The following is a 25495-nucleotide window of genomic DNA, read 5'->3' on the forward strand; positions in this document are numbered from 1 at the left end:
CATGATCGATCGGCGGGCTGCGGGCGCCAGATTAACCAGCGGACTCCTACGGACGGTCACCTCGGGCGGACCGCCGGTGACCTATGCCCTGATCGCCCTGTGCTGTCTGGTCTTCCTGATCAGTCCGCTCTCCGGCTTCAACCCGCCCTACGGCACCGCCGACACCCTGCTCGCCGCCCAGGCCGGGTATTTCGAACGCTGGGGCGTGATCCCGAGCGAGCTGTGGGACGGCTCCGCACGCGCCCTGCTCACCCCGCTGACCGCCCTCTTCGTGCACGGCAGCTGGCTGCATCTGCTCGGCAACATGCTCTTCCTGTACGTGTTCGGGGCGATGGCCGAGGAACGCATGGGCCATGTGGAGTTCACCTTCTTCTATCTGGGCTGCGGCTATCTCGCACTGGTCGGCTATGCGGCCGCGCACGCCTCGTCCGACCAGACGCTCGTCGGTGCGTCGGGGGCGATCTCGGCGGTGCTGGGGGCGTTCCTCTATCTGTTCCCCAGGGCCCGGGTCACCAGCCTGTTCCCGTTCCTCTTCTTCCTGCCGCTGCGCTTCCCTGCCTGGATCGTGCTGATCTTCTGGTTCGTCCTGCAGTGGCTGGCGGTCCAGGGCGCGGGCAGCGGGGCCCCGGCGTGGCTTATCTGGCCCATGTGGTCGGCTTCGCCCTCGGCTTCCTCTACGCCTGGGGGCGTTACCGGCGTACGGATAGAGTGAAGGCTCCAGCCACGGCCACCGAGGGAGAAAGTCAGCCGTGATCACCGCGATCGTGCTCATCAAAACCAGCGTGGACCGGATTCCCGAGATCGCCGAGGCCATCGCAGCGCTGGACAGCGTCAGCGAGGTCTTCTCCGTCACCGGTACGTACGACCTGATCGCCATGGTCCGGGTGGCCAAGCACGACGATCTGGCGGACGTCATCCCCGGCCGGATCAGCAAGATCCCCGGCGTCGAGGCCACCGATACGCATGTGGCCTTCCGTACGTACTCGCAGCACGACCTGGAGGCCGCCTTCGCCATCGGCCTCGACGCGTAGGTACGCCCCTTATTACGGCGTAGCACTGCGGCGGGGGACGGGCTCGACCGAGCCCGTCCCCCGCCGCAGTGCTGCGCGCCCGTCAGAGCTGCGCCGCGCCCCGGTCCGGGACACAGCGGCCGTCCTCGGTGCGGTACTTCCACTGCGCGCCCCTGCTCACCAGTTCCTTGACCGCGCGCACGAATCGCTCGATGTGCTCGTCCGGCGTACCGGCGCCGAAACTCACCCGGATCGCGTTGAGCGAGAGCTCGCCCGGCTCGGCCTCGGGCGCGCCGCACTCGCCGACCTCCTGCGGGTCGCTGCCCAGCAGGGTGCGGACCAGCGGGTGGGCGCAGAACAGTCCGTCGCGGACCCCGATGCCGTACTCGGCGGAGAGCGCGGCCGCGAAGTGCGAGCTGTTCCAGCCCTCCACCACGAAGGAGATGACGCCGACCCGCGGGGCGTCGTCGCCGAACAGCGAGAGCACCTTGACCTCGGGAACGGCGGCGAGCCCGGCCCGGACCGCGGTGACGAGGTGCTGCTCCCGGGCGACCAGGTTGTCGAAGCCCGCCTCGGTCAGCGCCTTGCAGGCGGAGGCGATCGAGTACACGCCGATGACGTTGGGGGAACCGGCCTCGTGGCGGGCGGCGGTGGAATGCCACTCGACGTCCACACCGCCATCCGTGCGGCGGGCGACCTTGCGCGAGGCTCCGCCGCCGGCCAGGTACGGCTCGGCGTCCTGCAGCCAGTCGGCCCGGCCAGCGAGCACACCCGAGCCGAACGGCGCGTACAGCTTGTGTCCGGAGAAGGCGACCCAGTCGACGTCCAGCTCTGCGATGTCGACGGGGTGGTGCGGGGCGAGCTGCGCGGCGTCCAGCACGATCCGGGCACCGTGCGCGTGCGCGGCGGCCGCCAGTTCCTTGACCGGCCACAGTTCGCCGGTGACGTTGGAGGCGCCGGTGACGCAGACCAGCGCGGGGCCGATGGGGCCTCCCCTGCCCGAACGGAGTTGAGAGCTTGGGGAAGGGTCACGGTCGGCGAGCGCGCGCTCCAACGTCTCGACGGCCTGCGCCGGGGTGCGCGGGGCGTTCAGATAGGTCACCCGGGCGTCGCGCCACGGCAGCAGCGAGGCGTGGTGCTCGGTCTCGTACACGAAGACCTGGCAGTCGGCGGGGACGACGGCGGCCAGCAGGTTGAGGGAGTCGGTCGTCGAGCGGGTGAAGATCACCTGGTCGTCGGCGCGGCAGCCGAGGAACTCCGCGACGGTCGCGCGGCTGTTCTCGAAGAGGTCCGTGGAGAGCTGCGAGAGGTACCCGGCGCCGCGGTGGACACTGCCGTAGTACGGGGCGTACGCGGCGACGTCGTCCCAGACGCGCTGCAGGGCCGGGGCGCTGGCGGCGTAGTCGAGAGCGGCGTACGTGACTTCACCACCTGTGACCAGTGGAACCGTTACATCCTTACCCAGAACCGGCAGAGGGGCACAAAGCGACTGGTCGGCGGCAGCGGTGAAGACAGACATGGCGAACTCCCGTAACAGGCAGGCGAATTGCATGCGCCGGCGGGTACGCGGCAGCGCAGCGGAAAGCGAAAATGGGTGTGCGGAGGAGGGCCGACAAGCCCTATCGCATTCGCTTGCTCACAAGAGACTCCCTAGGGACCAGGACCCCGGGGGCTGGCATTCACAGATGCCGAGGGGCCCGCGCTTGCCGCAGACCTCGCTGCCTACGGCCTGGTCTTCACCCGGGGCACCCCGCCACGGACGGAGGGTTGCCGGACAGCGGGCCGGGGCCGTAGTCGCTGTCACTCATGACCTGCCCAGCATCTTGCCATACGTGCGTCAACGCGCAAGGCGCGGTCCAAGATCTGGACCGCGCCCTGCGTCACATCCCGTCCGGTCAGGCGTTGCTGACCGTCACCCAGCGCTCCAGCGCCTGCCGGGCCGCCCCCGAGTCGATGGACTCGGCGGCCTTCGCGATCCCTGCGGCGAGCTGCTCGTTCAGCGTGCCGTCCGTCGGGTCCAGCGCGACCAGTGCCGCTGCCGAGTTGAGCAGCACGGCCTCCCGTACGGGGCCTCGCTCGCCGGCCAGCACCCGGCGGGCCACATCCGCGTTGTACGAGGCGTCGGCGCCGCGCAGCGCCTGTACCGGCACCAGCTCCAGACCGACGTCACGCGGGTCGAACGCCTCCTCGCGCACCGATCCGTCCCGGACCACCCAGACCCGCGAGGTCGCAGTGGTCGTCAGCTCGTCCAGGCCGTCGTCGCCGCGGAAGACCAGCGCCGAATTGCCGCGCTCGGCGAGTACACCGGCGACGATGGGCGCCATCCGCAGGTCGGCGACGCCGATGGCCTGGGAGCGCACCTTGGCCGGGTTGGTGAGCGGCCCGAGGATGTTGAACGTGGTCGGGGCGCCGAGTTCCCTGCGGGCCCTGGCCACGTACCGCAGGGCGGGGTGGAACTTCACCGCGAAACAGAAGGTGATGCCCGCCTCCTCGGCGACCTCGACGACCCGCTGCGCGCTGAGCTCCAGATTGACGCCGAGCTTCTCCAGCACATCGGAGGAACCGCTCGCCGACGAGGAGGCGCGGTTGCCGTGCTTGACGACCTTGGCGCCGGTACCCGCGATGACGATCGCCGACATCGTGGAAATGTTGACCGTCTTGGCGAGATCGCCACCGGTGCCGACGATGTCGACCGTGCGACCGGGTACGTGGATCGTGTTGGCGTGCTCGTACATCGCGCGCACCAGGCCGGACACCTCGTCGACCGTCTCGCCCTTGGCGCGCAGGGCCACCGCGAAACCGGCGATCTGCACATCGGTCGCCTCACCTCTCATGATGCGGTCCATCGCCCATGCGGTGTCGTCCGAGGTCAGGCTCTCGCCGCGCAGCAGCGGGTTCAGCACGCCGGGCCAGGAACGGTCCGCCACGCTGTCGCCGCCGACCGGGGTCACAACGTTCATGGTCCGCTCCTGAGGGTCCATAGCCGATAAAAGGGGTTGACCCCACCCTATCGAGCGCCACGGACAGCGAAGAGCCCCGTCCATCGGATGGACGGGGCTCCTGCTGTGGCGATCAGTTCAGGCGATCAGTGGTGACCGTGGCCGCTGGTGATCTCCTTGTACTCCTCGACGGTGGGCTTGGCGATCTGGTTGTCCTCGCCGTAGTAGCCCTTGCTGAGCCTGGCCCGCAGCTTCTGCAGTGCGGGTACCTTGCGCTCGACACCGTTCTCGTCGACCGTCGGGCCGATCTCGACCGGCTCGTACTGCTCGTGCGCGGTGAGCGTGTGCAGCTGCTCGGGGCCGAGCGGCTCGTGGATCTCGACGAACTCACCGTGCGGCAGGCGCTTGATGATGCCGGACTCGCGCCCGTGCAGCACCTTCTCCTTGTCGCGGCGCTGGAGGCCGAGGCAGATCCGCCTGGTGGCGATGAACGCGATGACCGGGCCCACGAAGATGAAGATCCGGACGAACCAGGAGATGGCGTTCAGCGACAGGTGGAAGTGCGTGGCCCACAGGTCGTTGCCACCGCCGATGAAGACGATGACGTACTCGGTGATCCAGGCGACACCGAAGGCCGTCCGGGTCGGGGCGTTGCGCGGGCGGTCCAGGATGTGGTGCTCGCGCTTGTCCCCGGTGACCCAGGACTCGACGAACGGGTAGACCGCGATGATCGCGAGTACCAGTCCGAAGGCCATCAGCGGGATGAACACACCCAGGACCAGCGTGTGACCCCAGAGGTTGATCTCCCAGCCCGGCATCACTCGGATCAGACCCTCGGCGAAGCCCATGTACCAGTCGGGCTGGGCGCCGGTGGACACCTGGTCCGGGCGGTACGGGCCGATGGCCCAGATCGGGTTGATCGAGGCGATGGCCGCGATGACGGCGATGATGCCGAAGACCAGGAAGAAGAAACCGCCGGCCTTCGCCATGTACACCGGCAGCAGCGGCATGCCGACGACGTTCTTGTTGGTGCGGCCGGGACCCGCGAACTGCGTGTGCTTGTGGTAGAAGACCAGGATCAGGTGCGCCACCAGCAGGCCGAGCATGATGCCCGGCAGCAGCAGGATGTGGATCGAGTAGAACCGGGCGACGAAGTCGTGACCGGGGAACTCTCCGCCGAACAGGAACATCGAGATGTACGTGCCGACGATCGGCATCGACAGGATCGCGCCCTGGGTGAAGCGGACACCCGTACCGGAGAGCAGGTCGTCCGGCAGCGAGTAGCCGGTGAAGCCGGTGAACATACCCAGCACGAACAGCAGGAAGCCGAACAGCCAGTTGATCTCACGCGGCTTGCGGAACGCACCCGTGAAGAAGACACGCATCATGTGCACGAACATGCCGGCCAGGAAGATCAGCGCGGCCCAGTGGTGGATCTGCCGGACCAGCAGACCACCGCGGACGTCGAAGCTGATGTCCAGCGTCGAGGCGTAGGCCTCGGACATCCGGATGCCCTGCATCGGCTCGTACGAGCCGTGGTACACGACTTCGTTCATGCTCGGGTGGAAGAACAGCGTCAGATACACACCCGTGAGGATGATGATGATGAAGCTGTAGAGGGCGATCTCACCGAGCATGAAGGACCAGTGGTCCGGGAAGATCTTGCGCATGTTGGCCTTGGCCAGGGAGTAGATCCCGAGCCGGCCGTCCGCCCAGTCGGCCACCCGCTCACCGGCGGGCGCCTTGCGCTTTGTGTCGGTCGCAGTACTCATCCGCGCTCCCAGAATGCAGGACCGACGGGCTCTTCGAAGTCACCGAGCGCCTCGAGGTTGCCCTCGCTGTTCACACCGATCCGCAGCTGCGGAAGGGCGTGACCGGCCGGACCGAAGATGACGCGGGCGCCGTCGGAGAGGTCGAAGGTGGACTGGTGGCACGGGCAGAGCACGTGGTGCGTCTGCTGCTCGTACAGGCTGATCGGGCAGCCGACGTGGGTGCAGATCTTGGAGAAGGCCACGATGCCCTCGTGGGCCCACTCGCGCTCGCGCTTGTCCTTGATGTTCTTCGGCTCGATGCGGATGATCATCAGCGCGGCCTTGGCGATCTGGTTCTGGAAGTCCTCCGCGTCCTCCTTCAGGCCCTCGGGCATGGCGAAGGTCAGCGAACCGACGGCGACGTCCTCGGGACGCAGCGGCTCCATCGTGTTCATGTTGATGAGCTGCTTGCCCTTGGCCCACAGCGTGTTGCGGAGCTTCTTCTCCGGCAGCGGTCCGAGGTCGCGCAGCAGCACCACACCGGAGAGCGGCACCAGGGCCAGCGCGCCGAACAGGGTGTTGCGGATCAGCTTGCGCCGGCCGAACGCGGACTCCTCGGCACCCGCCGCGAAGTCCGCGAGGACCTTCGCCTTGACCTCGGGCTCGGCCTCGATGGCGTGCCGGTCGTCGGCGACCTCCACGTCGGACATCAGGGTGCGCGCCCAGTGGACGGCCCCGGCTCCGATCGCGAAGAGGGCCACGCCCAGGGTCAGACCCAGGGAGAAGTTGAGCGCGCTCACATGGCCGAAGGGCCAGATGTACACGATCTTGTCGACCGGGAAGATGACGTACGAGGCGATGAAGCCGATCGTCGCCAGCATGGACAGCGTGAACATGAACGCCACGGCGCGCTCGGAGCGCTTCGCGGCCCGTTCGTCGATGTCCTGGATGCGCGGCTTGTGGGCCGGCAGCCCCGGGTCGGCGAACGGGTCGTCCGCGACCTCTACCGCGCCGTGCGCGGTGCCCTGCTCAGCGGGCAGGTTCTCGTCTGGAATCTCTTGGCTACTCATGACTTCTTGGCCTTAGCGGTGTGGGCCGCGACCCAAATGGCAACTGCGATCAGTGCGCCGAGCCCGAAGATCCAGGCGAACAAGCCCTCGCTGACCGGCCCCAGGCCGCCCAGCTTGAGACCACCCGGGTTCTCCGACTGGGCGCTGTTCACGGTCTTGATGTACGCGATGATGTCCCGCTTCTGCTGCTCGGGCATCGTCGTGTCCGGGAAGGACGGCATGCTCTGCGGGCCGGTCTGCATGGCCTCGTAGATGTGCTTCGGGTCCACGCCTTCGAGGCTGGGCGCGTACTTGCCGTTCGTCAGCGCACCACCCTCACCGGTGAAGTTGTGGCACTGTGCGCAGTTGGTACGGAACAGGTCGCCACCCTTGGCGATGTCCGCACCGTCAGGGCTGACCTGGTTCTTGGTCGGAACGATCGGGCCGGCGCCGAGCGACGCGACGTACGCCGCGAGCTGGTCGATCTCGGCCTGGCTGTAGATGACCTTCTTCTTCGGTACCTGGGCACCCGGCTGCTGCGCCGGCATACGGCCCGTACCGACCTGGAAGTCCACGGCGGCGGAGCCCACGCCGACCAGGCTCGGCCCGTCGGTGGTGCCCTGACCGCCGGTTCCGTGGCAGCTGGCGCAACCGACGGAGTACAGCTTCTTGCCCTCATCGATGGCGAGGGACTGGGCGGTGTCGTCGGCCTGCGCCTTACTCGCGGGCGCAAACGCGGCGTACAGCCCCCCAGTAGCCGCCAGCGCGAGGAGTAGTACGACGACCGCCGCCAACGGATGGCGTCGTCGTGCGGAGAGCTTTTTCACGGATTACCCCGGTGTCAGGATCTTCTGCGTCGATGCTGGATGTGGTTCGGGTTCGAGCCCGGTTACTTGATCATGTAGATCGTGGCGAAGAGGCCGATCCACACGACATCGACGAAGTGCCAGTAATAGGACACGACGATGGCAGCGGTCGCCTGTTCGTGGGTGAACCTCTTGGCTGCGTATGTCCTGCCCAGAACGAGCAGGAAGGCGATGAGACCGCCTGTCACGTGCAGCCCGTGGAAGCCGGTCGTCAGGTAGAACACCGAGCCGTACGGGTCGGAGGACAGCGAGAGGCCGTCCTTCTTCACCAGCTCGGTGTACTCGAAGACCTGGCCTCCGATGAAGATCGCACCCATCACGAAAGTGATCACGAACCAGGTGCGGAGCTTCTTCACGTCGCCCCGCTCCGCGGCGAAGACGCCGAGCTGGCAGGTGAGTGAGGAGAGCACCAGGATCGTGGTGTTCGTCGCCGAGAACGGGAAGTTCAGGGCCGAAGCCATTTCCTTCCAGTGGTCCGGTCCCATCACCGATCGCAGGGTGAAGTACATCGCGAAGAGGGCCGCGAAGAACATCAGCTCGGAACTCAACCAGATGATGGTTCCGACGCTGGTGAGGTTCGGTCGATTGACCGACGGGTGCGCGTGCCCGGTTTCTACTGTCGTTGCTGTCGCCACGACCGACATTATGTCGGTCCCTTATCCCGCCCTCACTCCGGGGGGTGCCGTTCGGTGTGTCAACAGGGTGTGCCCTCCCCGAACGGCCCATGAATCCGCTGTCCCGGGCGGTGCTGACAGCCCATCGGGCGGAGTACGATCCGCGCATCGGTTCATGCCCGGAAAGCCCCGAAGACACAGATGTCACGGAGGAACAATGCAGCCGACCGCCACGGTCCTGGTCTACAGCGACGACGCCAACACCCGTGAGCAGGTGAGGCTGGCAGCCGGGCGCAGGCCCGCGGCCGATGTGCCACCGGTGGAGTTCCTCGAGTGCGCCACCCTGCCCGCCGTCCTGGACGCACTGGACAACGGCGGCATCGATGTCTGTGTGCTGGACGGCGAGACGGCACCCGCGGGCGGCATGGGCGTCTGCCGGCAGATCAAGGACGAGATCTTCCACTGCCCGCCCGTACTGCTGCTGATCGGGCGCCCGCAGGACGCCTGGCTGGCCACCTGGAGCCGTGCGGACGCCGCGGTGACGCTTCCGGTCGAACCGGTCGAGTTCGCGGACGCCCTGGCCGCTCTGCTGCGCAGCAGGGACTGCGTGGGCGCCTGAGCCCTGCCGGGGTTCTGTCCGCAGTCCCGCTGAGGGGCGGCGCACTCCCCGGGCCGGTCAGACCTCGGGCCGCAGTCGCGCCGCCTGGTACGTGTCCGTGCGGTCCGGGGTGCCGTTCTTCCGCAGAGCGCTGCCCTCCTGCCATTTGGCCCAGGAAAGGTTCCAGTCGCCGTAGCCGTTGTCGAACGGCGTCATCATCTCGCCCTGACTGCCGACGACCTGGACGATGTCGCCCGTACGCACGGTGTTGAAGAACCACTCGGCCAGGCTGGTGCTCATGCCCGTACAGCCGTGGCTGACGTTCGCGTACCCCTGCGAACCGGTGGACCAGGGGGCCGCGTGCACGTACTCGCCGCTCCAGGTGACACGGGTCGCGTAGTAGACCAGCAGGTCGTACCCGTCGTCGGAATTCTCCGAGATGCCGATGGTCTCCCCGCGCATGCGTACGGAGTACTCCTTGCTCAGCACGACCTTGACGCCATTTCGGGTGGAGAAGCCGGGCTTGCCGGTGGTCACCGGAATGGTGTTGATCACTTTCCCGTTGCGCTTGACGGTCATCGTGTGCGCCGCGGCGTCGGTGATGGCCTCGACACGGTCGCCCGTGGTGAGCTTCAGCGCCTTCGCGGGGGCCCCGTACAGCGTGTCGGTGACCTTGATGCCCGTCAGGCCGCTGGTGACCTCGATGGTGGCCTTCGCGGGCCAGTACTCCTTGGGGCGGTAGTGCAGGATCTTGTCGTCGACCCAGTACCAGGAGCCGGTCACGGCGGGCGAGGAGCGGACCCGCAGGGCACGCTCCACGATGGCCCTGGACGCCTTGTCCCTGACCGGAGCGCTGAGTTCCGCGGTAATGGGCTGTCCGACGCCGTAGGTGCCCGCCTGAGGGCCGAAGGTGACCTTCAGGAGCTTCTTGGCCTTGACGGAGGCGGTCTCGAAGGAGAGCGTGCGGCTGCCCGGGTCGCCGTCGCCGTCCTCCATGCTGACCCGGACCGTGTAACGGGCGCCGGCGGCGAGCGGGGAGGTGGAGTGCCAGCGCTTCCCGTCGGCGTCGAGCTCGCCCGCCAGATGGCGTCCGATCGCGTCCACGGCCGACACGTCCGTGATCCGGTCGTCGTCGTCGTTGACCGTTACTTCGAGCGGCTTGTCGGAGTCGGCCTTCTCGTCGCCCTCGGGGACGTTGGAGGAGATCTCGTCCGCCGCGTCGTACGGTTTCGCCGCGAGCGGATGGCCGTTTGACCCACCGCAGGCGGTCACACCTGCGACCAGGGTCACGACCAGCAGAGTGCAGCTCACTACGGGGCGGAAGCGCGGCGCATGGTTCATGAACACACGCTATGAAGATTCATCCCTATAAGCGCGCAATGTGACTGCAAACGGGGGATTTGCACTTCTTTCGGCGAAAAGTACATGTCGAACGGGGGGCCTGTACTTCCCTTGGTGGAGAAGTACAGGCCCCCCGTCAGGTGGAGCGGTGACTCGCTGTCACTGGGTGCGGTTCTCACCGCGGTAGTACTCGAAGACCCAGCCGAACAGGCCGATCAGGATCACCGGGAGCGAGAAGTAGAGCAGCCACCAGCCGAAGACGATGCCCAGGAAGGCGAGGGCGCCACCGACGGCCAGCGAGAGCGGCTGCCAGCTGTGCGGGGAGAAGAACCCCACCTCGCCGGCCTCGTCCGCGACATCGGCTTCCTTGTTGTCCTGAGCCATGGCGTCGACCCGCTGCGCCGTGAAGGCCAGGTAGAAGCCGATCATGACGCTCAGGCCGAAGGCCAGGACGAGCGCGGTGGTACCGGCCGGCTCCTTCGACCACACGCCATACGTGATGGCCATGGCGAGGATGAAGACGCTCAGCCAGAGGAACATCTTGCCCTGGATCTTCACTTACCGGCCTCCTTGCCACCAGCGAGGGCCTTGTCATCCGCGGAGTGGTGCTCCAGCTGCTCGAGCGCCGCGATCTCCGGGTGATGCAGGTCGAACGCCGGGGATTCGGAACGGATCCGCGGCAGCGTGAGGAAGTTGTGCCGCGGCGGCGGGCAGGAGGTCGCCCACTCCAGCGAACGGCCGTAGCCCCACGGGTCGTCGACCTCGATCTTCTTGCCGTACTTCGCGGTCTTCCACACGTTGTAGAAGAACGGCAGCATCGACAGGCCGAGCAAGAACGAGGAGATCGTCGAGATCGTGTTCAGCGCGGTGAAGCCGTCTGCGGCGAGGTAGTCCGCGTAACGACGCGGCATGCCCTCGGCACCCAGCCAGTGCTGCACCAGGAACGTGCCGTGGAAGCCCACGAACAGCGTCCAGAACGTGATCTTGCCGAGCCGCTCGTCCAGCATCTTGCCGGTGAACTTCGGCCACCAGAAGTGGAATCCGGAGAACATCGCGAAGACCACGGTGCCGAAGATGACGTAGTGGAAGTGCGCGACGACGAAGTACGAGTCCGAGACGTGGAAGTCCATCGGGGGCGACGCCAGGATCACACCGGTCAGACCACCGAAGGTGAAGGTGATCAGGAAGCCGACGGCCCAGAGCATCGGTGTCTCGAAGGACAGCGATCCCTTCCACATCGTGCCGATCCAGTTGAAGAACTTCACACCGGTCGGTACCGCGATGAGGAATGTCATGAACGAGAAGAACGGCAACAGCACACCGCCGGTGACGTACATGTGGTGCGCCCACACGGTCACGGAGAGGCCTGCGATGGCGATCGTCGCGCTGATCAGACCGATGTAGCCGAACATCGGCTTTCGGCTGAACACCGGGATCACTTCGGAAATGATTCCGAAGAATGGCAAGGCAATGATGTACACCTCTGGATGGCCGAAGAACCAGAAGAGGTGTTGCCAGAGCAATGCGCCGCCATTGGCCGCGTCGAATACATGCGCACCGAACTTGCGGTCCGCCTCCAGCGCGAAGAGCGCGGCGGCGAGGACCGGGAAGGCCAGCAGGACCAGCACACCGGTCAGCAGGACGTTCCAGACGAAGATCGGCATGCGGAACATCGTCATGCCGGGGGCACGCATGCAGATGATCGTGGTGATGAAGTTGACCGAACCGAGGATCGTGCCGAAGCCGGAGAAGGCCAGACCCATGATCCACATGTCGGCACCGACACCCGGCGAACGGACGGCGTCCGAGAGCGGGGAGTAGGCGAACCAGCCGAAGTCCGCCGCACCCTGCGGGGTGAGGAAGCCGGCCACCGCGATGATCGAGCCGAAGAGGTACAGCCAGTACGCGAACATGTTCAGCCGCGGGAACGCCACATCGGGCGCGCCGATCTGCAGCGGCATGATCCAGTTCGCGAATCCGGCGAACAGCGGCGTCGCGAACATCAGCAGCATGATCGTGCCGTGCATCGTGAACGCCTGGTTGAACTGCTCGTTCGACATGATCTGCGTGCCGGGACGGGCCAGTTCGGCGCGCATGAAGAGCGCCATCAGACCGCCGATGCAGAAGAACGCGAACGATGTGACCAGGTACATCGTGCCGATCGTCTTGTGGTCAGTGGTGGTCAGCCACTTGATGACGACGTTTCCCGGCTGCTTCCGCCGGACCGGCAGCTCGTCCTCGTACGAGTCGTCTGCTGCCGCGGCACCCTGAGGTTCGTTGAGGATGCTCACAGTTTGTTCGTCTCCGCATTCCTGGCCGGGTCAGTCTGCGCGATACCGGCCGGCACGTAGCCCGTCTGGCCCTTCTTCGCCAGCTCCTTGAGGTGCGCCTGGTAGCGCTCCGGGGAGACGACCTTGACGTTGAAGAGCATCCGGGAGTGGTCGACGCCACAGAGCTCGGCGCACTTGCCCATGAAGGTGCCCTCCTGGTTGGGAGTCACCTCGAAGGCGTTGGTGTGGCCCGGAATGACGTCCTGCTTCATGAGGAACGGCACCACCCAGAAGGAGTGGATGACGTCACGTGAAGTCAGAACGAAGCGGACCTTCTCGCCCTTCGGCAGCCACAGGGTCGGACCCGGGTTGCCGTTCTGCGGGTTCCGCGTTCCCGGGATGCCGAAGTCGTAGACGCCTTCCGCTCCCTTGGGGAAGTCCTTCCGGAACCTGTCCGGGATGGCGTCGAGTTCCTTGGGGATCTTGTTGCCTGTGGCGAGCGAGCCGTCCACATTCTCGATGTAGTTGAATCCCCAGCTCCACTGGTAGCCGACCACGTTGATGGTGTGGGCGGGCTTCGGGGAGAGCGAGAGGAGCTTCGATTCATCGCGCGCGGTGAAGTAGAACAACACCGAGACGATGATCAGAGGGACCACGGTGTACAACGCCTCGATGGGCATGTTGTACCTGGTCTGCGTAGGAACCTCGACCTTGGTGCGGCTGCGCCGGTGGAAGATGACGCTCCACAGGATCAGACCCCAGACCAGCACGCCCGTGGCGAGCGCTGCCGCCCACGAGCCCTGCCAGAGGGAAAGGATCCGTGGTGCCTCTTCTGTTACCGGCGTGGGCATACCAAGGCGGGGGAAGTCCTTGTATGTGCAACCGGTTGCGGTCGCCAGGATCAGGCCCGCAGTCAGCACCTGCGGCAGCTTCCGCCGCATCGGGCGCCGCGACGAGCGGTCGGAGCCGTTGGGACTCACGTAGCGCCTTCCCGAGAGTCTCGCCCGCGCGGTCGGCGCGGCCGTCTCTCTGGTCGGTCGCCGCCCTGACGCGGGCAGGGGTTTGGATGTTTATGCGGACCAAACCCTACTGGACGCTATTTGGGGTCGCGCGGGGAGGGTGCCCAACGCGCCGCCCGACTCCCCGAAGGGGTGGAATACGGGCCTCCAGCCACCATCTGACGCCCTCTCTCCTGGCTGGGCGGGCGGGCCCGTCCCCGGGTGCGGGACCGGCGCGGGCTAGCGTGGCCGCGTGCCCTACTTCGACGCCGCATCCTCCGCCCCTCTGCACCCCGTCGCTCGCCAGGCGCTGCTCGCCGCGCTGGACGAGGGGTGGGCCGACCCGGCCAGGCTCTACCGCGAGGGGCGGCGGGCCCGGCTGTTGCTGGACGCGGCCCGGGAGGCCGCCGCGGAGGCCGTCGGGTGCCGTCCGGACGAGCTCACATTCACTCCTTCGGGTACGCGGGCGGTGCACTCCGGAATCTCCGGGGCTCTCGCGGGGCGTCGGCGTGTCGGCCGGCATCTGGTCTTCTCCGCAGTGGAGCACTCGTCGGTCCTCCATTCGGCCGCCGCCCACGAGGCGCAGGGCGGATCGGTCTCGAAGGTCGCGGTGGACCGGTCGGGGGCGGTGAGCGCTGAGGCGTACGCGGAGGTGCTGCGCGAGGACACCGCGCTGGCCTGTCTGCAGTCCGCCAATCACGAGGTCGGCACCGAGCAGCCGGTGGCCGAGGTCGCTGAGGTGTGCCGGGCGGCGGGGGTCCCACTGCTGGTGGACGCCGCGCAGTCGCTGGGCTGGGGGCCGGTGCCCGACGGCTGGTCGCTGCTGGCGGCCAGCGCGCACAAGTGGGGCGGGCCCTCGGGTGTGGGGCTGCTGGCGGTACGCAAGGGGGTGCGGTTCGCGGTTCAAGGACCGGCCGACGAGCGGGAGTCGGGGCGGGCCGCGGGGTTCGAGAACCTTCCCGCGATCGTGGCCGCGGCGGCATCACTGCGGGCGGTGCGGGCGGAGGCGGCGGCGGAGTCCGTGCGGCTGCGGGCCCTGGTGGACCGCATCAGGGCCCGTGTGCCGCAGCTGGTGCCCGATGTGGAGGTGGTCGGCGATCCGGTGCGGAGGCTGCCGCATCTGGTGACCTTCTCCTGTCTCTATGTCGATGGAGAGACACTGCTCCATGAACTGGACCGGGCCGAATTCTCCGTATCATCCGGTTCGTCCTGCACCAGCAGCACGCTGGCGCCGAGCCATGTGCTCAGGGCGATGGGGGTGCTGTCGGAGGGGAACGTACGGGTGTCGCTGCCGACCGGCACCGCGGACGAGGAGGTCGAGCGCTTCCTGGACGTGCTGCCGCGGGTGGTGGCGGAGGTACGGGAGAGGCTGGGTGCTCCCGTTTCCGCGCCGCCCTCTCCTGCCGTGACCGCGTCCCTGGTGGTCGACGCCCTCGGGAAGCGCTGCCCGATCCCTGTGATCGAGCTGGCAAAGGTGATCGGGGAGGTACCGCTGGGCGGGACGGTGACCGTGCTCTCCGACGACGAGGCGGCGCGCCTGGACATCCCGGCCTGGTGCGCGATGCGCGAGCAGGAGTACGTGGGTGAGGAGCCGGCGGACCGTGGCTCGGCCTATGTGGTCCGCCGGCTGATCTGAGGTTCTTCTTCGGCTCAGCCCAGGTGCGCGCGGACCTCGGCGGCGGCGTCGTGGCCGTACGCCTTGGTGAAGCGGTCCATGAAGTGGGTGCGGCGCAGGGTGTACTCCTGGGTGCCGACCGTCTCGATCACGAGGGTGGCGAGCATGCAGCCGACCTGGGCGGCGCGCTCCAGGCCGACGCCCCAGGCGAGACCGGAGAGGAAACCGGCCCGGAAGGCGTCGCCGACACCGGTCGGGTCGGCCTTGATCTCCTCCTCCGGGCAGCCGACCTCGATCGCCTCCTGGCCGGCCCGCTCGATCCGGACACCGCGGGCGCCCAGCGTGGTGACCCGGTGGCCGACCCTGGCCAGGATCTCCTCGTCGCTCCAGCCGGTCTTGGACTCGATGAGCCCCTTCTCGTACTCGTTGGAGAAGAGGTACGTGGCGCCGTCGAGGAGGATCCGGATCTCGTCGCCGTCCATCCGGGCGATCTGCTGCGAGAAGTCCGCGGCGAACGGGATTCCGCGGGAGCGGCACTCCTCGGTGTGGCGGAGCATCCCTTCGGGGTCGTCGGCGCCGATCGAGACGAGGTCGAGGCCGCCGACGCGGTCGGCGACGGCCTTCAGCTCGATGAGCCGGGCCTCGCTCATCGCGCCCGTGTAGAAGGAGCCGATCTGGTTGTGGTCGGCGTCCGTCGTGCAGACGAACCGGGCGGTGTGCAGGACCTCGGAGATCCGGACGGAACCGGTGTCGACGCCGTGGCGGTCGAGCCAGGCACGGTACTCGTCGAAGTCGGAGCCCGCGGCACCGACCAGGATCGGGTTCGTGCCGAGCAGACCCATGCCGAAGCAGATATTGGCGGCGACACCGCCCCGGCGCACGTCGAGGTTGTCGACCAGGAAGGAGAGCGAGACCGTGTGCAGCTGATCCGCGACCAGCTGGTCGGCAAAACGGCCGGGGAAGGTCATGAGGTGATCGGTGGCGATGGAGCCGGTGACTGCGATTCGCACGGGGAGACTGCTCCTGCGGAGATCGGGGGGAACGGGTGACTGCGTTCCCGGGGCGGCGTGACAGTTCACGCTACCCGTTCCCCGCACTCCCCCTGAAGGGGGGAAAACTACCCGATAGTAGGGCTTTCTTCCTGAGGCGTGCGGTGCCTACGGTGCGGATATGTCGAACCACAGCGCCACACGCGAGTCCGAGATCAGCCTGGCCGAGCTGCGCGGTGACTGCGCGCGGATGGCTCCGCACTGGGTGGTCCCCGCGAAGTCTGCACCCGTTCGAGTGGCGCCGTCCCTGATTCACGGGGTCACCGTGCCCGCGGCCTCCGCCCGGCTGATCGACGCCATGTCCGAATACGGCGACTGAGACCGGCACCGATCGCGTCCGACACCCCCCGAGGGAACCGTGCGCCCCTGCGCCCCGTCCCACCGCTGTCCCCACCCGCGGGACGGACGACAGGCCGGGTGACGGCCTGTGACGGCGATGCAGGCGAAGGAGCGATCCGGTGAGCACCGAGCGACCCGACAACGATGTGACCGGCCCCCGGCGGCGTTCACCGCTCGCCGTGGCCTCGGTGGCGGCAGCCGTACTGCTGGCCGGGGGCGGCGGTGCGTACTGGGCCGCGACCGCTGCGGACGGGGACGGCGGGAGCAGCGCCAGCGCGGCAGGCAGCGGGGAGCGCACCCCTCCTCTGCTTGCCCTGGACGAACGCGCGGGCGACCCGACGGCCCCCGACGGGTCCTCGCCGGGCACCCCGCCCGGCATCGCGCCCGGCGAGCCCGATCCGCACGGCGGTCAGGTGGTCTACCGCGCGTCCGGCAAGCTGCCCGAGGGGCCGCATACGGCCGCGGTGCAGCGCGCGGAGGGGACCGTCTCCGCGACGGAGGTGGCCCGGCTGGCGAAGGCCCTGGGGGTGCAGGGCACGCCGCAGGCGGAAGGCACGTCCTGGAAGGTGGGGTCCGACGGGGACGGTTCGGGCCCGGTCCTCCGGGTGGACAAGCAGGCCCCTGGCACCTGGAGCTTCGCGCGGTACGGCTCCGGCGGTACGGACAACTGCGAGAGCATCACGGTCTGTTCGAGCAAGGAGCAGGCCCCGGGCGGCAGCGGCTCCCCGGTGAGCGAGAGTGCCGCCAGGGCTGCCGCGGCACCGGCCCTGAAGGCGGTGGGACAGGACGACGCCGCCCTCGACGCCCGCCAACTCATGGGTTCGGTAAGGGTGGTGAACGCCGACCCGGTGGTGGACGGACTTCCCACCTACGGCTGGTCGACCGGGATCCAGGTGGGCTCGGGCGGTGAAGTGGTCGGCGGCAGTGGGCAGTTGAAGGGCCTGAAGAAGGGCAACAGCTATCCGGTGATCAGTGCGGGCGAGGCGCTGAAGCAGCTCAACGGGGCGGCGTCCCGGACGGACGGGCGCGCGGACGTCGGCGGATGCGCCACTCCCGTACCGCTGGAAAATGGCCTGAAGTCGCCGAAGGTCCACTGTGGGGCGCGGACCGGGGCGGAGCGGCCGACGACGACCGTGACGGTCGACAAGGCGGTGTTCGGACTGTCCAAGCAGTACGTGGCGGGCAAGCAGACGCTCGTACCGTCCTGGCTCTTCTCGGTGCGGCCGGCCGTGGGCGGCACGGGTGACACCGTGTCGCAGATCGCCGTGGACCCCGCGTATCTGGCGAAGGACGCACCGTCGGCAACGACCCCGCCACCGGGGGACACGGAGAAGTCACGGCGGCAGATCCTCTCGTACAGCGCCGACGGGCGAACCCTGTCGGTGACGTTCTGGGGCGGGGTGTGCAGCAAGTACGCGGCGAGCGCCACCGAGGACGGGAAGACGGTGCGGGTGACGGTGACGGAGTCGCAGCCGGCCGAGGGGAAGGTCTGCATCATGATCGCCAAGGAGCTGACCCGGACGGTGACGCTGGACGCCCCGCTCGCTGACCGGACGGTGGTCGACGCGGCGTCGGGCGGCGATGTGCCCCGCGCCTGACGTCGAGCCCCCGCGTACGACAACGGCGGCGGCCCCGGATTCCGGGGCCGCCGTCGTTTTGCTGTTCTGCCGCTGCCTTCAGGGCCTAGCTGAAGGAGTCGCCGCAGGCGCAGGAGCCCGTGGCGTTCGGGTTGTCGATCGTGAAGCCCTGCTTCTCGATGGTGTCGACGAAGTCGATGGAAGCGCCACCCAGGTACGGAGCACTCATCCGGTCGGTGACGACCTTGACGCCGTCGAAGTCCTTCACGACATCGCCGTCGAGCGAACGCTCGTCGAAGAAGAGCTGGTAGCGCAGGCCCGAGCAGCCGCCGGGCTGAACGGCGACGCGCAGCGCCAGGTCGTCACGGCCTTCCTGCTCCAGCAGGCCCTTGACCTTGGCTGCGGCGGCGTCGGACAGGAGGATGCCGTCGCTCACGGTGGTGGTCTCGTCCGATACGGACATCTGCTTCTCTCCCGGGTTGTACGGAGACTGCTTGCCGACGTTGCAACCGTCGGGACCGCGGATTCATTCCGGGCCGAGCGCTTGCCTGTTCCATTCATGCTCGCACACCGGCCCTCCGGGGGGATGCGTCACATCGACACTATGGCCGTCGTCAAAGTGACGTGAACCGGATATGATAGATAACGTCAATTAGACGAAAAGGCTTTCTGCAAAGAAGAAAGGGTGCGTGACGTGACCACGGCCCACCCCGTCCAGGATCTCGACGTCCAGCCGACGCCCCTCGCCCTGCTCCTGCTCGGCCGTGAGGCCGACCCGAAGAGCGAGCGCGGCGTCGAGTGCCCCGGCGACCTGCCCTCCCCGTCCGACCCGGACCTGGTGGAGCGTGCCCGCGCGGCCAAGGAGAAGCTCGGGGACAAGGTGTTCGTCCTCGGCCACCACTACCAGCGCGACGAGGTCATCCAGTTCGCGGACGTCACCGGCGACTCGTTCAAGCTCGCCCGGGACGCGGCTGCGCGCCCGGAGGCCGAGTACATCGTCTTCTGCGGTGTGCACTTCATGGCCGAGTCGGCGGACATCCTGACCACCGGCGACCAGAAGGTCGTGCTGCCGGACCTGGCCGCGGGCTGCTCCATGGCCGACATGGCCACCGCCGAGCAGGTCGCCGAGTGCTGGGACGTACTGACCGAGGCCGGGGTCGCCGAGCAGGTCGTACCCGTCTCGTACATGAACTCCTCCGCCGACATCAAGGCCTTCACCGGCAGGCACGGCGGCACGATCTGCACCTCGTCCAATGCGAAGCGGGCGCTGGAGTGGGCCTTCGAGCAGGGTGAGCGCTCGGCAGTCAAGGTGCTCTTCCTGCCCGACCAGCACCTGGGGCGGAACACCGCGGTCCGGGACATGGGGATGTCGCCGGCGGACTGCGTCGTCTACAACCCGCACAAGCCGAACGGCGGCCTGACCGCCGAGGAGCTGCGCAACGCCAAGATGATCCTGTGGCGCGGGCACTGCTCGGTGCACGGGCGCTTCTCCGTCGAGTCCGTCAACGATGTCCGCGAGCGGATCCCTGGCGTCAACGTGCTGGTGCACCCCGAGTGCAAGCACGAGGTCGTGGCGGCGGCGGACTACGTCGGATCGACGGAGTACATCATCAAGGCCCTGGAGGCGGCTCCGGCCGGCTCGAAGTGGGCGATCGGCACCGAGCTGAACCTGGTGCGGCGCCTGGCGAACCGGTTCGCGGCCGAGGACAAGGAGATCGTCTTCCTCGACAAGACGGTGTGCTTCTGCTCGACGATGAACCGGATCGACCTGCCGCACCTGGTGTGGGCCCTGGAGTCGCTGGCCGAGGGCAACCTGGTCAACCGGATCGAGGTCGACCCGGAGACGGAGAAGTACGCGAAGCTGGCGCTGGAGCGGATGCTGGCGCTGCCGTAGGGGTGGCGCCGCCGTAGCGGGTGGCGCGTCCGCGGCGGGCGTTGCCCCCTGTCCGTCCCCTCCCGCGGTACCCGATGCGCCGCTCCACCACGTGGCGGAGCTCCGGTCCTCAAACACCGGACGGGCTGGAATTCGCACGAGGGCCCCGGCACCGTTTCGACGGTGCCGGGGCCTTTGCGTGCCCTGCGTGTTACGCCTTCGCGGGCTCCGGCTCCTCGGAGATGGTCTCCTCCGGCTGGGCCGGGGCGGACAGACCCGCCTTCTTCGCCCGCTTGATCGCCTTCTTCTTCGCCCGGCGCTCCTTGCGGAGCTCCACCATCGCGTAGAGCGTCGGCACCAGGACCAGCGTCAGCAGCGTCGAGGTGACCAGGCCGCCGATCACCACGACGGCGAGCGGCTGCGAGATGAAGCCGCCCTCGCCGGTGACGCCGAGCGCCATCGGGAGCAGGGCGAAGATCGTCGCCAGGGCGGTCATCAGGATCGGACGGAGCCGGTGGCGGCCGCCCTCGATGACTGCTTCGACGACGCCCATGCCCTGCGTCCGGTACTGGTTGATCAGGTCGATCAGCACGATCGCGTTGGTGACCACGATGCCGATCAGCATCAGCATGCCGATCATCGCCGGTACGCCCATCGGGGTGCCGGTGACCACCAGCAGGCCGATCGCGCCGGTTGCCGCGAACGGGATGGAGACCAGCAGGATCAGCGGCTGGATCAGGGACCGGAAGGTCGCCACCAGCAGCATGAAGACGATCGCGATCGCGGCCAGCATGGCCAGGCCGAGGTTCAGGAACGCGTCGTTCTGGTCCTCGGAGACACCACCGATGGTGGCGGTGGCGCCGTCCGGGAGCTTCAGCGCGTTGATCTTCGTCTGGAGCGAGGCGCCGACCGCGCCTGTGTTGTCACCGGTGGGCCTGGCGGTGATGGTCGCGGCGCGCTGGCCGTCGATCCTCGTCATCGAGACCGGTCCGGGGACCAGCTCGACGTCGGCGATCCGACCGAGTTCGACCGGGCCGAGGGAGAGGTTCTTCAGCTCGGCCATCGTGGTGGCCGGGTGGGTGGACTTGATGACGACATCACGCTCGGTGTCGTCCATGATCGCCTTGCCGGACGGGGTGCCGCGCACCGCTCCGGCGACGGCCGCGCCGAGCGTGGCCTGGTTGAAACCGGCGTCGGCGGCCTTGGCGTTGGCCTTGACCGAGATCCGCGGCACGCTCTGCGCCAGGTCGCTCTGGACGTCGGTGACGTCCTTCAGCTTGGCCACCTCGGCCCGTACCTCTTCGGACGCCTTCTTCAGGACGTCCGCGTCGGCGGCCTTGACCACGACGCTGAGGTCCTGGCTGCCGAAGCTGCCGCCCGCGGAGATGGTGGTGTCACCGATGCCGTCGAGCTTGCCGAGCTCCGTGTCGAGGCGCTTCTGCACGGCCTCGGAGTCGCCCGCGTCCTTCAGGGTGATCTGGTACGAGGCCTGGTTGGATCCCGTACCGCCGCCGAAGGCCGCCATGAAGCCGGAGGAGCCGACGGTGACCTGGTAGTCCTTGACGCCCTTGTCGGCGGCGAGGACCTTCTCGACCTTCTTGGCCGCCGCGTCGGCGGCCGCCAGGCTGGTGCCGGGGGTCAGCTCCTGCTTGACGGAGAGGACTTCCTGCTCGCCCTGGTCGAAGAAGTTGGTCTTCAGCAGCGGCGCCATGCCGAAGGTGCCGAACAGCACCACGATGGCGATGACGATGCTGGTGATACGGCGCCGGGTCGCGAAGCGCAGCACCGGGACGTACAGCCGCTGGAGCCGGCTGCGGGCTTCCTTCTCCTCGGCCTTGCGACGGGCCTCGTCCGGGTTCTCCGTGCTGCCCTTGGGGGCGCGCAGGAACCAGTAGGACAGGACGGGGACGACGGTCAGCGAGACCAGCAGGGAGGCCAGCAGGGCCGCAGTGACGGTCAGCGAGAACGAGCCGAAGAGCTCGCCGACCATGCCGCCGACAAGACCGATCGGCAGGAAGACGGCGACCGTGGTGAGGGTCGAGGAGGTGACCGCGCCGGCCACTTCCTTCACCGCGGTGATGATTGCGGACTGCCGCTCCTCGCCGTAGCCGAGGTGACGCTTGATGTTCTCCAGGACCACGATCGAGTCGTCGACGACACGGCCGATCGCGATGGTCAGCGCGCCGAGCGTGAGCATGTTGAGCGACAGGTCGCGGGTCCAGAGCACGATCAGCGCGAGGACCACGGAGAGCGGGATGGAGACCGCGGTGACCAGGGTCGAGCGCAGCGACGCGAGGAAGACCAGGATCACGATGACGGCGAACAGCAGACCGAGCGCGCCCTCGGTGGTCAGACCGGAGATCGCCTTGGAGACGGCGGGGCCCTGGTCGGAGACGACGGTCAGCTCGGCGCCGGCGCCGAGGTCCTTGCGCAGGTCCGGGAGCTTGTCCTTGACGGCGTCCGAGATGGCGACGGCGCTGCCGTCCTTGTCCATCGTGGCCACCACGGCGAGGCTCGGCTTGCCGTTGGTACGGGTGATGGAGACCGCGGTGGACGGCTCCTGCTTCACCGTGGCGATGTCACCGACGCGGACCGGCTTTCCGGGCTTGCCCGTCGCCGGGTCCTGGCCGGTGACGCGCAGGTCCTCGATCTGCTTCAGGGAGGTGAAGGCACCGCCGACCTGGACGGTACGGCTCTTGCCCGACTCCGAGAAGGCACCGGCGGGAACGGTCGCACCGCCCGCCTGGAGTGCCTGGGAGAGCGTCGCGGTGTTCAGGCCGGCGGAGCTGAGCTTCTTGTCGTCGGGGGTGATCGAGACCTGGAGGTCCCGCACACCGTCGACGGAGACCTGGCCGACGCCGCTGATGTCCTCCAGCGCGGGGACGACGGTGCGGTCCAGCTGGTCGGCGAGCGCCTGCTGGTCCTTGTCGGAGGTGACGGCGAGGACGACGGTCGGGATGTCGTCCGTCGAGCCGGCGACGACCTGCGGGTCCACGTCGTCGGGAAGCTGGACGCGGGCGCGGTTCACCGCCTGCTGGATGTCGGCGACGAGCTGCTTGGTGCCCTCGCTGCCGAAGTCGAAGGTCGCCATGATGACGGCGTTGCCCTCGCTGGCGGTCGAGGTGGTGCCGGTGACGCCGTCGACGGCCTTGATGGAATTCTCGAGGGGTTCGACCACCTGCTTCTCGACCACATCGGGGGACGCACCCTGATAGGGGGCGAGCACCGACACCATCGGGAGTTCGATGGTGGGCAGCAGCTGCTGCTTGAGCTGCGGGATCGCGATCGCTCCGAATACGAGGGCGACGATCGAGATCAGCCCGATCAGGGCCCGTTGCGCGAGGCTGAATCTGGACAGCCAGGACATGGGTTGGGTCTCTCTTCTGTGGCTTACGCGGCAGATGGGCGGGTGGCTGGGGGACAGACCCGGCCCAGCTATACGATCACCCATCCGCACGACCGAAAGCGTCGGCCCCAGGTCGCTTCCTTATGCCGCGCATACCGCAGGTGGAGTACGTCGTTTCTCCACCCGTCACTCCACCCTGGGGCGCACCAGGCCCGATTCATACGCGATTACCACCAATTGGGCCCGGTCCCGGGCACCCAGCTTCGCCATCGCCCTGTTCACATGGGTCTTGACGGTGAGCGGGCTGACGACGAGCCGCTCGGCGATCTCGTCGTTGGAGTGCCCGCCCGCGACCAGGACCAGCACCTCGCGTTCGCGGCCGGTGAGCGCGGCGAGCCGCTCGGAGTACTCCGCGGCGCTCGGTCCGTCACCACCCGAACTGCCGCCCTGCGCAAGGAAGGTGGCGATCAGGCCCTTGGTCGCGGCCGGCGAGAGCAGCGCCTCGCCGCCCGCGGCGATACGGATGGCATTGAGCAGTTCCTCCGGTTCCGCCCCTTTGCCGAGGAAGCCGGACGCCCCGGCCCGCAGCGACTGCACCACGTACTCGTCCACCTCGAAGGTGGTGAGCATGACGACCCGTACGTCCGCCAGTTCCGGATCGGCGCTGATCATCCGGGTCGCGGCGAGTCCGTCCGTACCGGGCATCCGGATGTCCATCAGCACCACGTCGGCACGCGTCGAGCGGGCCAGTTCCACGGCCTGTGCGCCGTCCGCCGCCTCGCCGACCACCTCCATGTCGGCCTCCGAGTCGACCAGCACCCGGAACGCGCTGCGCAGCAGCGCCTGGTCGTCGACGAGCAGCACCTTGATGGGCGGTGTCATGTGTTCTCCCCCGTCCGGCCCGCCGCGCCCGGCTCCTTGGGCTCTGCCGTGCGGGCCTTGACGGGCAGGATCGCATGAACCCGGAATCCGCCGCCGTAGCGGGGCCCCGCGGTGAGAGAGCCGCCGAGTGCGGTGACGCGTTCGCGCATGCCGAGGAGGCCGTGACCGCCGCCGTCCCCGTTGCGGTCGCCTCCGCCCGAGCCGTTGTCGATCACGGTGACCTCGGCCGTGGCGCCGACCCGTACGACGCTCACCTCGGCCTTCGCCCCGGGGCCCGCGTGTTTGCGCACATTGGTCAGCGCCTCCTGGATCACCCGGTACGCGGCCAGGTCGACGGCCGCGGGCAGCGGGGGCCGCCGGTCGGTGCAGGCCACCTCGACCGGGAGCCCGGCCCGCCGGACGGTGTCCACCAGTTCGTCCAGGACCGCGAGCCCCGGGGCCGGTTCGGTCGGCGCCTCCGGGTCGCCGGACTGACGCAGCAGCCCGACGGTGGCCCGCAGTTCGTTGAGCGCGGAGCGGCTGGCCTCCCGGACGTGGGCCAGCGCCTCCTTGGCCTGGTCGGGGCGCTTGTCCATGACGTGGGCGGCCACCCCGGCCTGGACATTGACCAGGGCGATGTGGTGGGCGACGACGTCGTGCAGATCGCGGGCGATCCGCAGCCGCTCCTCGGCGACCCGGCGCCGGGCCTCCTCGTCACGGGTGCGCTCGGCCCGTTCGGCGCGCTCCCTGATCGCGTCGACGAAGGCGCGCCTGGAGCGTACGGCGTCCCCCACGGCGCCGGCCATGCCGGTCCAGGCGAAGACGCCGAAGTTCTCCTGGCTGTACCAGGGCGCCGCACCGAAGAGCATCGCGGCGGCCGTCAGCGCGGCCATGGTCAGCAGACCGACCCGCCAGGTGGTGGGCCGGTCGGTGCGGGCGGCGACGGTGTACAGCGCGATGACGGTGCTCATCACCACGGGGGCGGGCGGGTCGGACCTCACCAGCTCGACGACCGTCAGCCCGGCGGTGGCCGCGAGCACCGCCATGGGACGGCGCCGCCGCCAGATGAGTGCCACGGCACCGAGCACCATCAGGACCACACCGCTCGCCTCGGGCCTGCGAGTGCCGAAGGTGGGACCGTTCGGTGCGCCCGGGTGGACGAACGACCCGATGATCATGGCCACCAGTACGGCCAGGGCGAGCGCGGTGTCCAGCGCGAGGGGGTGGTCGCGCAGCCAGTGCCGGATGCACAGAACCCCGGTTCCGAGGGTGGTCACGTCAAGCTACGTTACGGCGTGTCGCGTGCGAATCGGTCCGGGTCGTACACAGACCCGGCACGGAGCGCGCCGAACCACCACAGCGGCGTGCCGCGGACACAGCAGTGCCCCGTGTCCGGCGG

General features: G+C 68.3%; 21 protein-coding genes, 1 pseudogene and 1 riboswitch. Of the genes and pseudogenes, 7 read left to right on the forward strand and 15 right to left on the reverse strand.

Annotation, left to right across the window (positions count from 1 at the left end; all coding sequences use genetic code 11):
- Position 1 precedes the first annotated feature (1 nt).
- Both GA0115254_RS02565 and GA0115254_RS02570 read left to right on the forward strand, forming a co-directional pair.
- Positions 2 to 753 (forward strand): annotated as a pseudogene (locus GA0115254_RS02565) (rhomboid family intramembrane serine protease).
- Positions 750 to 1031, forward strand: a complete 282-nt coding sequence (locus GA0115254_RS02570; RefSeq protein WP_093543818.1) for an Lrp/AsnC family transcriptional regulator — start codon at positions 750 to 752, stop codon at positions 1029 to 1031. Before GA0115254_RS02565 ends, GA0115254_RS02570 begins: the two are co-directional and overlap by 4 nt.
- Positions 1032 to 1113: 82 nt before the next feature.
- Here the strand turns inward: GA0115254_RS02570 and GA0115254_RS02575 are convergent, their stop codons facing one another.
- The 6 genes from GA0115254_RS02575 to GA0115254_RS02600 all read right to left on the reverse strand — a co-directional run bounded on the left by GA0115254_RS02575 (position 1114) and on the right by GA0115254_RS02600 (position 8259).
- On the reverse strand, positions 1114 to 2529 hold the full coding sequence (locus tag GA0115254_RS02575; protein ID WP_093893616.1) for an aminotransferase class V-fold PLP-dependent enzyme: 1416 nt from the start codon (positions 2527 to 2529) through the stop codon (positions 1114 to 1116).
- Positions 2530 to 2704: 175 nt separating this feature from the next.
- Positions 2705 to 2822, reverse strand: a riboswitch (SAM riboswitch).
- Positions 2823 to 2905: 83 nt separating this feature from the next.
- Entirely contained in the window at positions 2906 to 3970 is a 1065-nt protein-coding gene (gene trpD, locus GA0115254_RS02580; protein ID WP_093893617.1) for an anthranilate phosphoribosyltransferase, read from the reverse strand.
- 125 nt (positions 3971 to 4095) lie between these two features.
- Positions 4096 to 5721 (reverse strand): cytochrome bc1 complex cytochrome b subunit, encoded by a 1626-nt coding sequence (locus tag GA0115254_RS02585; protein WP_093893618.1) that lies wholly within the window; start codon positions 5719 to 5721, stop codon positions 4096 to 4098.
- Positions 5718 to 6770 carry a cytochrome bc1 complex Rieske iron-sulfur subunit gene (locus GA0115254_RS02590; RefSeq protein WP_093893619.1) on the reverse strand — a complete coding sequence of 351 codons (1053 nt, stop codon included), beginning with the start codon at positions 6768 to 6770 and terminating at the stop codon, positions 5718 to 5720. Before GA0115254_RS02590 ends, GA0115254_RS02585 begins: the two co-directional genes overlap by 4 nt.
- Positions 6767 to 7576 carry a cytochrome bc1 complex diheme cytochrome c subunit gene (locus GA0115254_RS02595; RefSeq protein WP_093893620.1) on the reverse strand — a complete coding sequence of 270 codons (810 nt, stop codon included), beginning with the start codon at positions 7574 to 7576 and terminating at the stop codon, positions 6767 to 6769. Before GA0115254_RS02595 ends, GA0115254_RS02590 begins: the two co-directional genes overlap by 4 nt.
- 62 nt (positions 7577 to 7638) lie before the next feature.
- On the reverse strand, positions 7639 to 8259 hold the full coding sequence (locus GA0115254_RS02600; RefSeq protein ID WP_093893621.1) for an aa3-type cytochrome oxidase subunit III: 621 nt from the start codon (positions 8257 to 8259) through the stop codon (positions 7639 to 7641).
- Positions 8260 to 8446: 187 nt separating this feature from the next.
- Between GA0115254_RS02600 and GA0115254_RS02605 the strand changes: the two genes are divergently transcribed.
- Positions 8447 to 8848 carry a DNA-binding transcriptional response regulator gene (locus GA0115254_RS02605; protein WP_093893622.1) on the forward strand — a complete coding sequence of 134 codons (402 nt, stop codon included), beginning with the start codon at positions 8447 to 8449 and terminating at the stop codon, positions 8846 to 8848.
- Positions 8849 to 8905: 57 nt separating this feature from the next.
- On the opposite strand, the gene GA0115254_RS02610 is transcribed toward GA0115254_RS02605, so the two are convergent.
- The 4 genes from GA0115254_RS02610 to coxB all read right to left on the reverse strand — a co-directional run bounded on the left by GA0115254_RS02610 (position 8906) and on the right by coxB (position 13418).
- Positions 8906 to 10168 (reverse strand): L,D-transpeptidase, encoded by a 1263-nt coding sequence (locus GA0115254_RS02610; RefSeq protein ID WP_093893639.1) that lies wholly within the window; start codon positions 10166 to 10168, stop codon positions 8906 to 8908.
- Between the two features lie 159 nt (positions 10169 to 10327).
- Complete coding sequence (locus tag GA0115254_RS02615) at positions 10328 to 10726, reverse strand: cytochrome c oxidase subunit 4 (protein WP_093893623.1); 399 nt, start codon at positions 10724 to 10726, stop codon at positions 10328 to 10330.
- Positions 10723 to 12459: an aa3-type cytochrome oxidase subunit I gene (ctaD, locus tag GA0115254_RS02620; protein WP_093893624.1), complete on the reverse strand. Its 1737-nt coding sequence runs from the start codon at positions 12457 to 12459 to the stop codon at positions 10723 to 10725. Before ctaD ends, GA0115254_RS02615 begins: the two co-directional genes overlap by 4 nt.
- Positions 12456 to 13418 (reverse strand): aa3-type cytochrome oxidase subunit II, encoded by a 963-nt coding sequence (gene coxB, locus GA0115254_RS02625; protein WP_093893625.1) that lies wholly within the window; start codon positions 13416 to 13418, stop codon positions 12456 to 12458. Before coxB ends, ctaD begins: the two co-directional genes overlap by 4 nt.
- 271 nt (positions 13419 to 13689) lie before the next feature.
- Between coxB and GA0115254_RS02630 the strand changes: the two genes are divergently transcribed.
- Entirely contained in the window at positions 13690 to 15072 is a 1383-nt protein-coding gene (locus tag GA0115254_RS02630; RefSeq protein WP_093893626.1) for a cysteine desulfurase/sulfurtransferase TusA family protein, read from the forward strand.
- Between the two features lie 14 nt (positions 15073 to 15086).
- On the opposite strand, the gene GA0115254_RS02635 is transcribed toward GA0115254_RS02630, so the two are convergent.
- On the reverse strand, positions 15087 to 16061 hold the full coding sequence (locus GA0115254_RS02635; protein WP_093893627.1) for a carbohydrate kinase family protein: 975 nt from the start codon (positions 16059 to 16061) through the stop codon (positions 15087 to 15089).
- Between the two features lie 160 nt (positions 16062 to 16221).
- Between GA0115254_RS02635 and GA0115254_RS02640 the strand changes: the two genes are divergently transcribed.
- Positions 16222 to 16419 carry a hypothetical protein gene (locus tag GA0115254_RS02640; protein ID WP_093893628.1) on the forward strand — a complete coding sequence of 66 codons (198 nt, stop codon included), beginning with the start codon at positions 16222 to 16224 and terminating at the stop codon, positions 16417 to 16419.
- Positions 16420 to 16558: 139 nt separating this feature from the next.
- The gene (locus tag GA0115254_RS02645; protein ID WP_093893629.1) at positions 16559 to 18037 is read left to right on the forward strand and encodes a hypothetical protein; all 1479 of its coding nucleotides are present in this window, start codon (positions 16559 to 16561) and stop codon (positions 18035 to 18037) included.
- Positions 18038 to 18122: 85 nt separating this feature from the next.
- Here the strand turns inward: GA0115254_RS02645 and GA0115254_RS02650 are convergent, their stop codons facing one another.
- Complete coding sequence (locus GA0115254_RS02650) at positions 18123 to 18479, reverse strand: HesB/IscA family protein (RefSeq protein ID WP_030933606.1); 357 nt, start codon at positions 18477 to 18479, stop codon at positions 18123 to 18125.
- A gap of 222 nt (positions 18480 to 18701) precedes the next feature.
- Here GA0115254_RS02650 and nadA point away from each other — a divergent pair, with 222 nt between their 5' ends.
- The gene (nadA, locus tag GA0115254_RS02660) at positions 18702 to 19910 is read left to right on the forward strand and encodes a quinolinate synthase NadA (RefSeq protein WP_093893631.1); all 1209 of its coding nucleotides are present in this window, start codon (positions 18702 to 18704) and stop codon (positions 19908 to 19910) included.
- A gap of 190 nt (positions 19911 to 20100) precedes the next feature.
- Here the strand turns inward: nadA and GA0115254_RS02665 are convergent, their stop codons facing one another.
- The 3 genes from GA0115254_RS02665 to GA0115254_RS02675 all read right to left on the reverse strand — a co-directional run bounded on the left by GA0115254_RS02665 (position 20101) and on the right by GA0115254_RS02675 (position 25373).
- A complete protein-coding gene (locus tag GA0115254_RS02665; protein ID WP_093893632.1) occupies positions 20101 to 23256 on the reverse strand; it encodes an efflux RND transporter permease subunit in 3156 nt (1051 codons plus the stop codon).
- Positions 23257 to 23421: 165 nt separating this feature from the next.
- On the reverse strand, positions 23422 to 24117 hold the full coding sequence (locus GA0115254_RS02670) for a response regulator (protein WP_093893633.1): 696 nt from the start codon (positions 24115 to 24117) through the stop codon (positions 23422 to 23424).
- Positions 24114 to 25373 (reverse strand): sensor histidine kinase, encoded by a 1260-nt coding sequence (locus GA0115254_RS02675; RefSeq protein WP_093893634.1) that lies wholly within the window; start codon positions 25371 to 25373, stop codon positions 24114 to 24116. The genes GA0115254_RS02670 and GA0115254_RS02675 overlap by 4 nt, the downstream gene beginning before the upstream one ends.
- Positions 25374 to 25495: the final 122 nt, after the last annotated feature.

The sequence above is a fragment of the Streptomyces sp. Ncost-T10-10d genome (assembly GCF_900091955.1).
Classification (GTDB): domain Bacteria; phylum Actinomycetota; class Actinomycetes; order Streptomycetales; family Streptomycetaceae; genus Streptomyces.

What these genes read in the sequence shown, in the direction of transcription:
- GA0115254_RS02575 (WP_093893616.1), bottom strand. Translation starts at nt 2,529, where the DNA reads ATGTCTGTCTTCACCGCTGCCGCCGACCAGTCGCTTTGTGCCCCTCTG.
- trpD (WP_093893617.1), bottom strand. Translation starts at nt 3,970, where the DNA reads ATGAACGTTGTGACCCCGGTCGGCGGCGACAGCGTGGCGGACCGTTCC.
- GA0115254_RS02585 (WP_093893618.1), bottom strand. Translation starts at nt 5,721, where the DNA reads ATGAGTACTGCGACCGACACAAAGCGCAAGGCGCCCGCCGGTGAGCGG.
- GA0115254_RS02590 (WP_093893619.1), bottom strand. Translation starts at nt 6,770, where the DNA reads ATGAGTAGCCAAGAGATTCCAGACGAGAACCTGCCCGCTGAGCAGGGC.
- GA0115254_RS02600 (WP_093893621.1), bottom strand. Translation starts at nt 8,259, where the DNA reads ATGTCGGTCGTGGCGACAGCAACGACAGTAGAAACCGGGCACGCGCAC.
- GA0115254_RS02605 (WP_093893622.1), top strand. Translation starts at nt 8,447, where the DNA reads ATGCAGCCGACCGCCACGGTCCTGGTCTACAGCGACGACGCCAACACC.
- GA0115254_RS02610 (WP_093893639.1), bottom strand. Translation starts at nt 10,168, where the DNA reads ATGAACCATGCGCCGCGCTTCCGCCCCGTAGTGAGCTGCACTCTGCTG.
- GA0115254_RS02640 (WP_093893628.1), top strand. Translation starts at nt 16,222, where the DNA reads ATGTCGAACCACAGCGCCACACGCGAGTCCGAGATCAGCCTGGCCGAG.
- GA0115254_RS02650 (WP_030933606.1), bottom strand. Translation starts at nt 18,479, where the DNA reads ATGTCCGTATCGGACGAGACCACCACCGTGAGCGACGGCATCCTCCTG.
- GA0115254_RS02665 (WP_093893632.1), bottom strand. Translation starts at nt 23,256, where the DNA reads ATGTCCTGGCTGTCCAGATTCAGCCTCGCGCAACGGGCCCTGATCGGG.
- GA0115254_RS02670 (WP_093893633.1), bottom strand. Translation starts at nt 24,117, where the DNA reads ATGACACCGCCCATCAAGGTGCTGCTCGTCGACGACCAGGCGCTGCTG.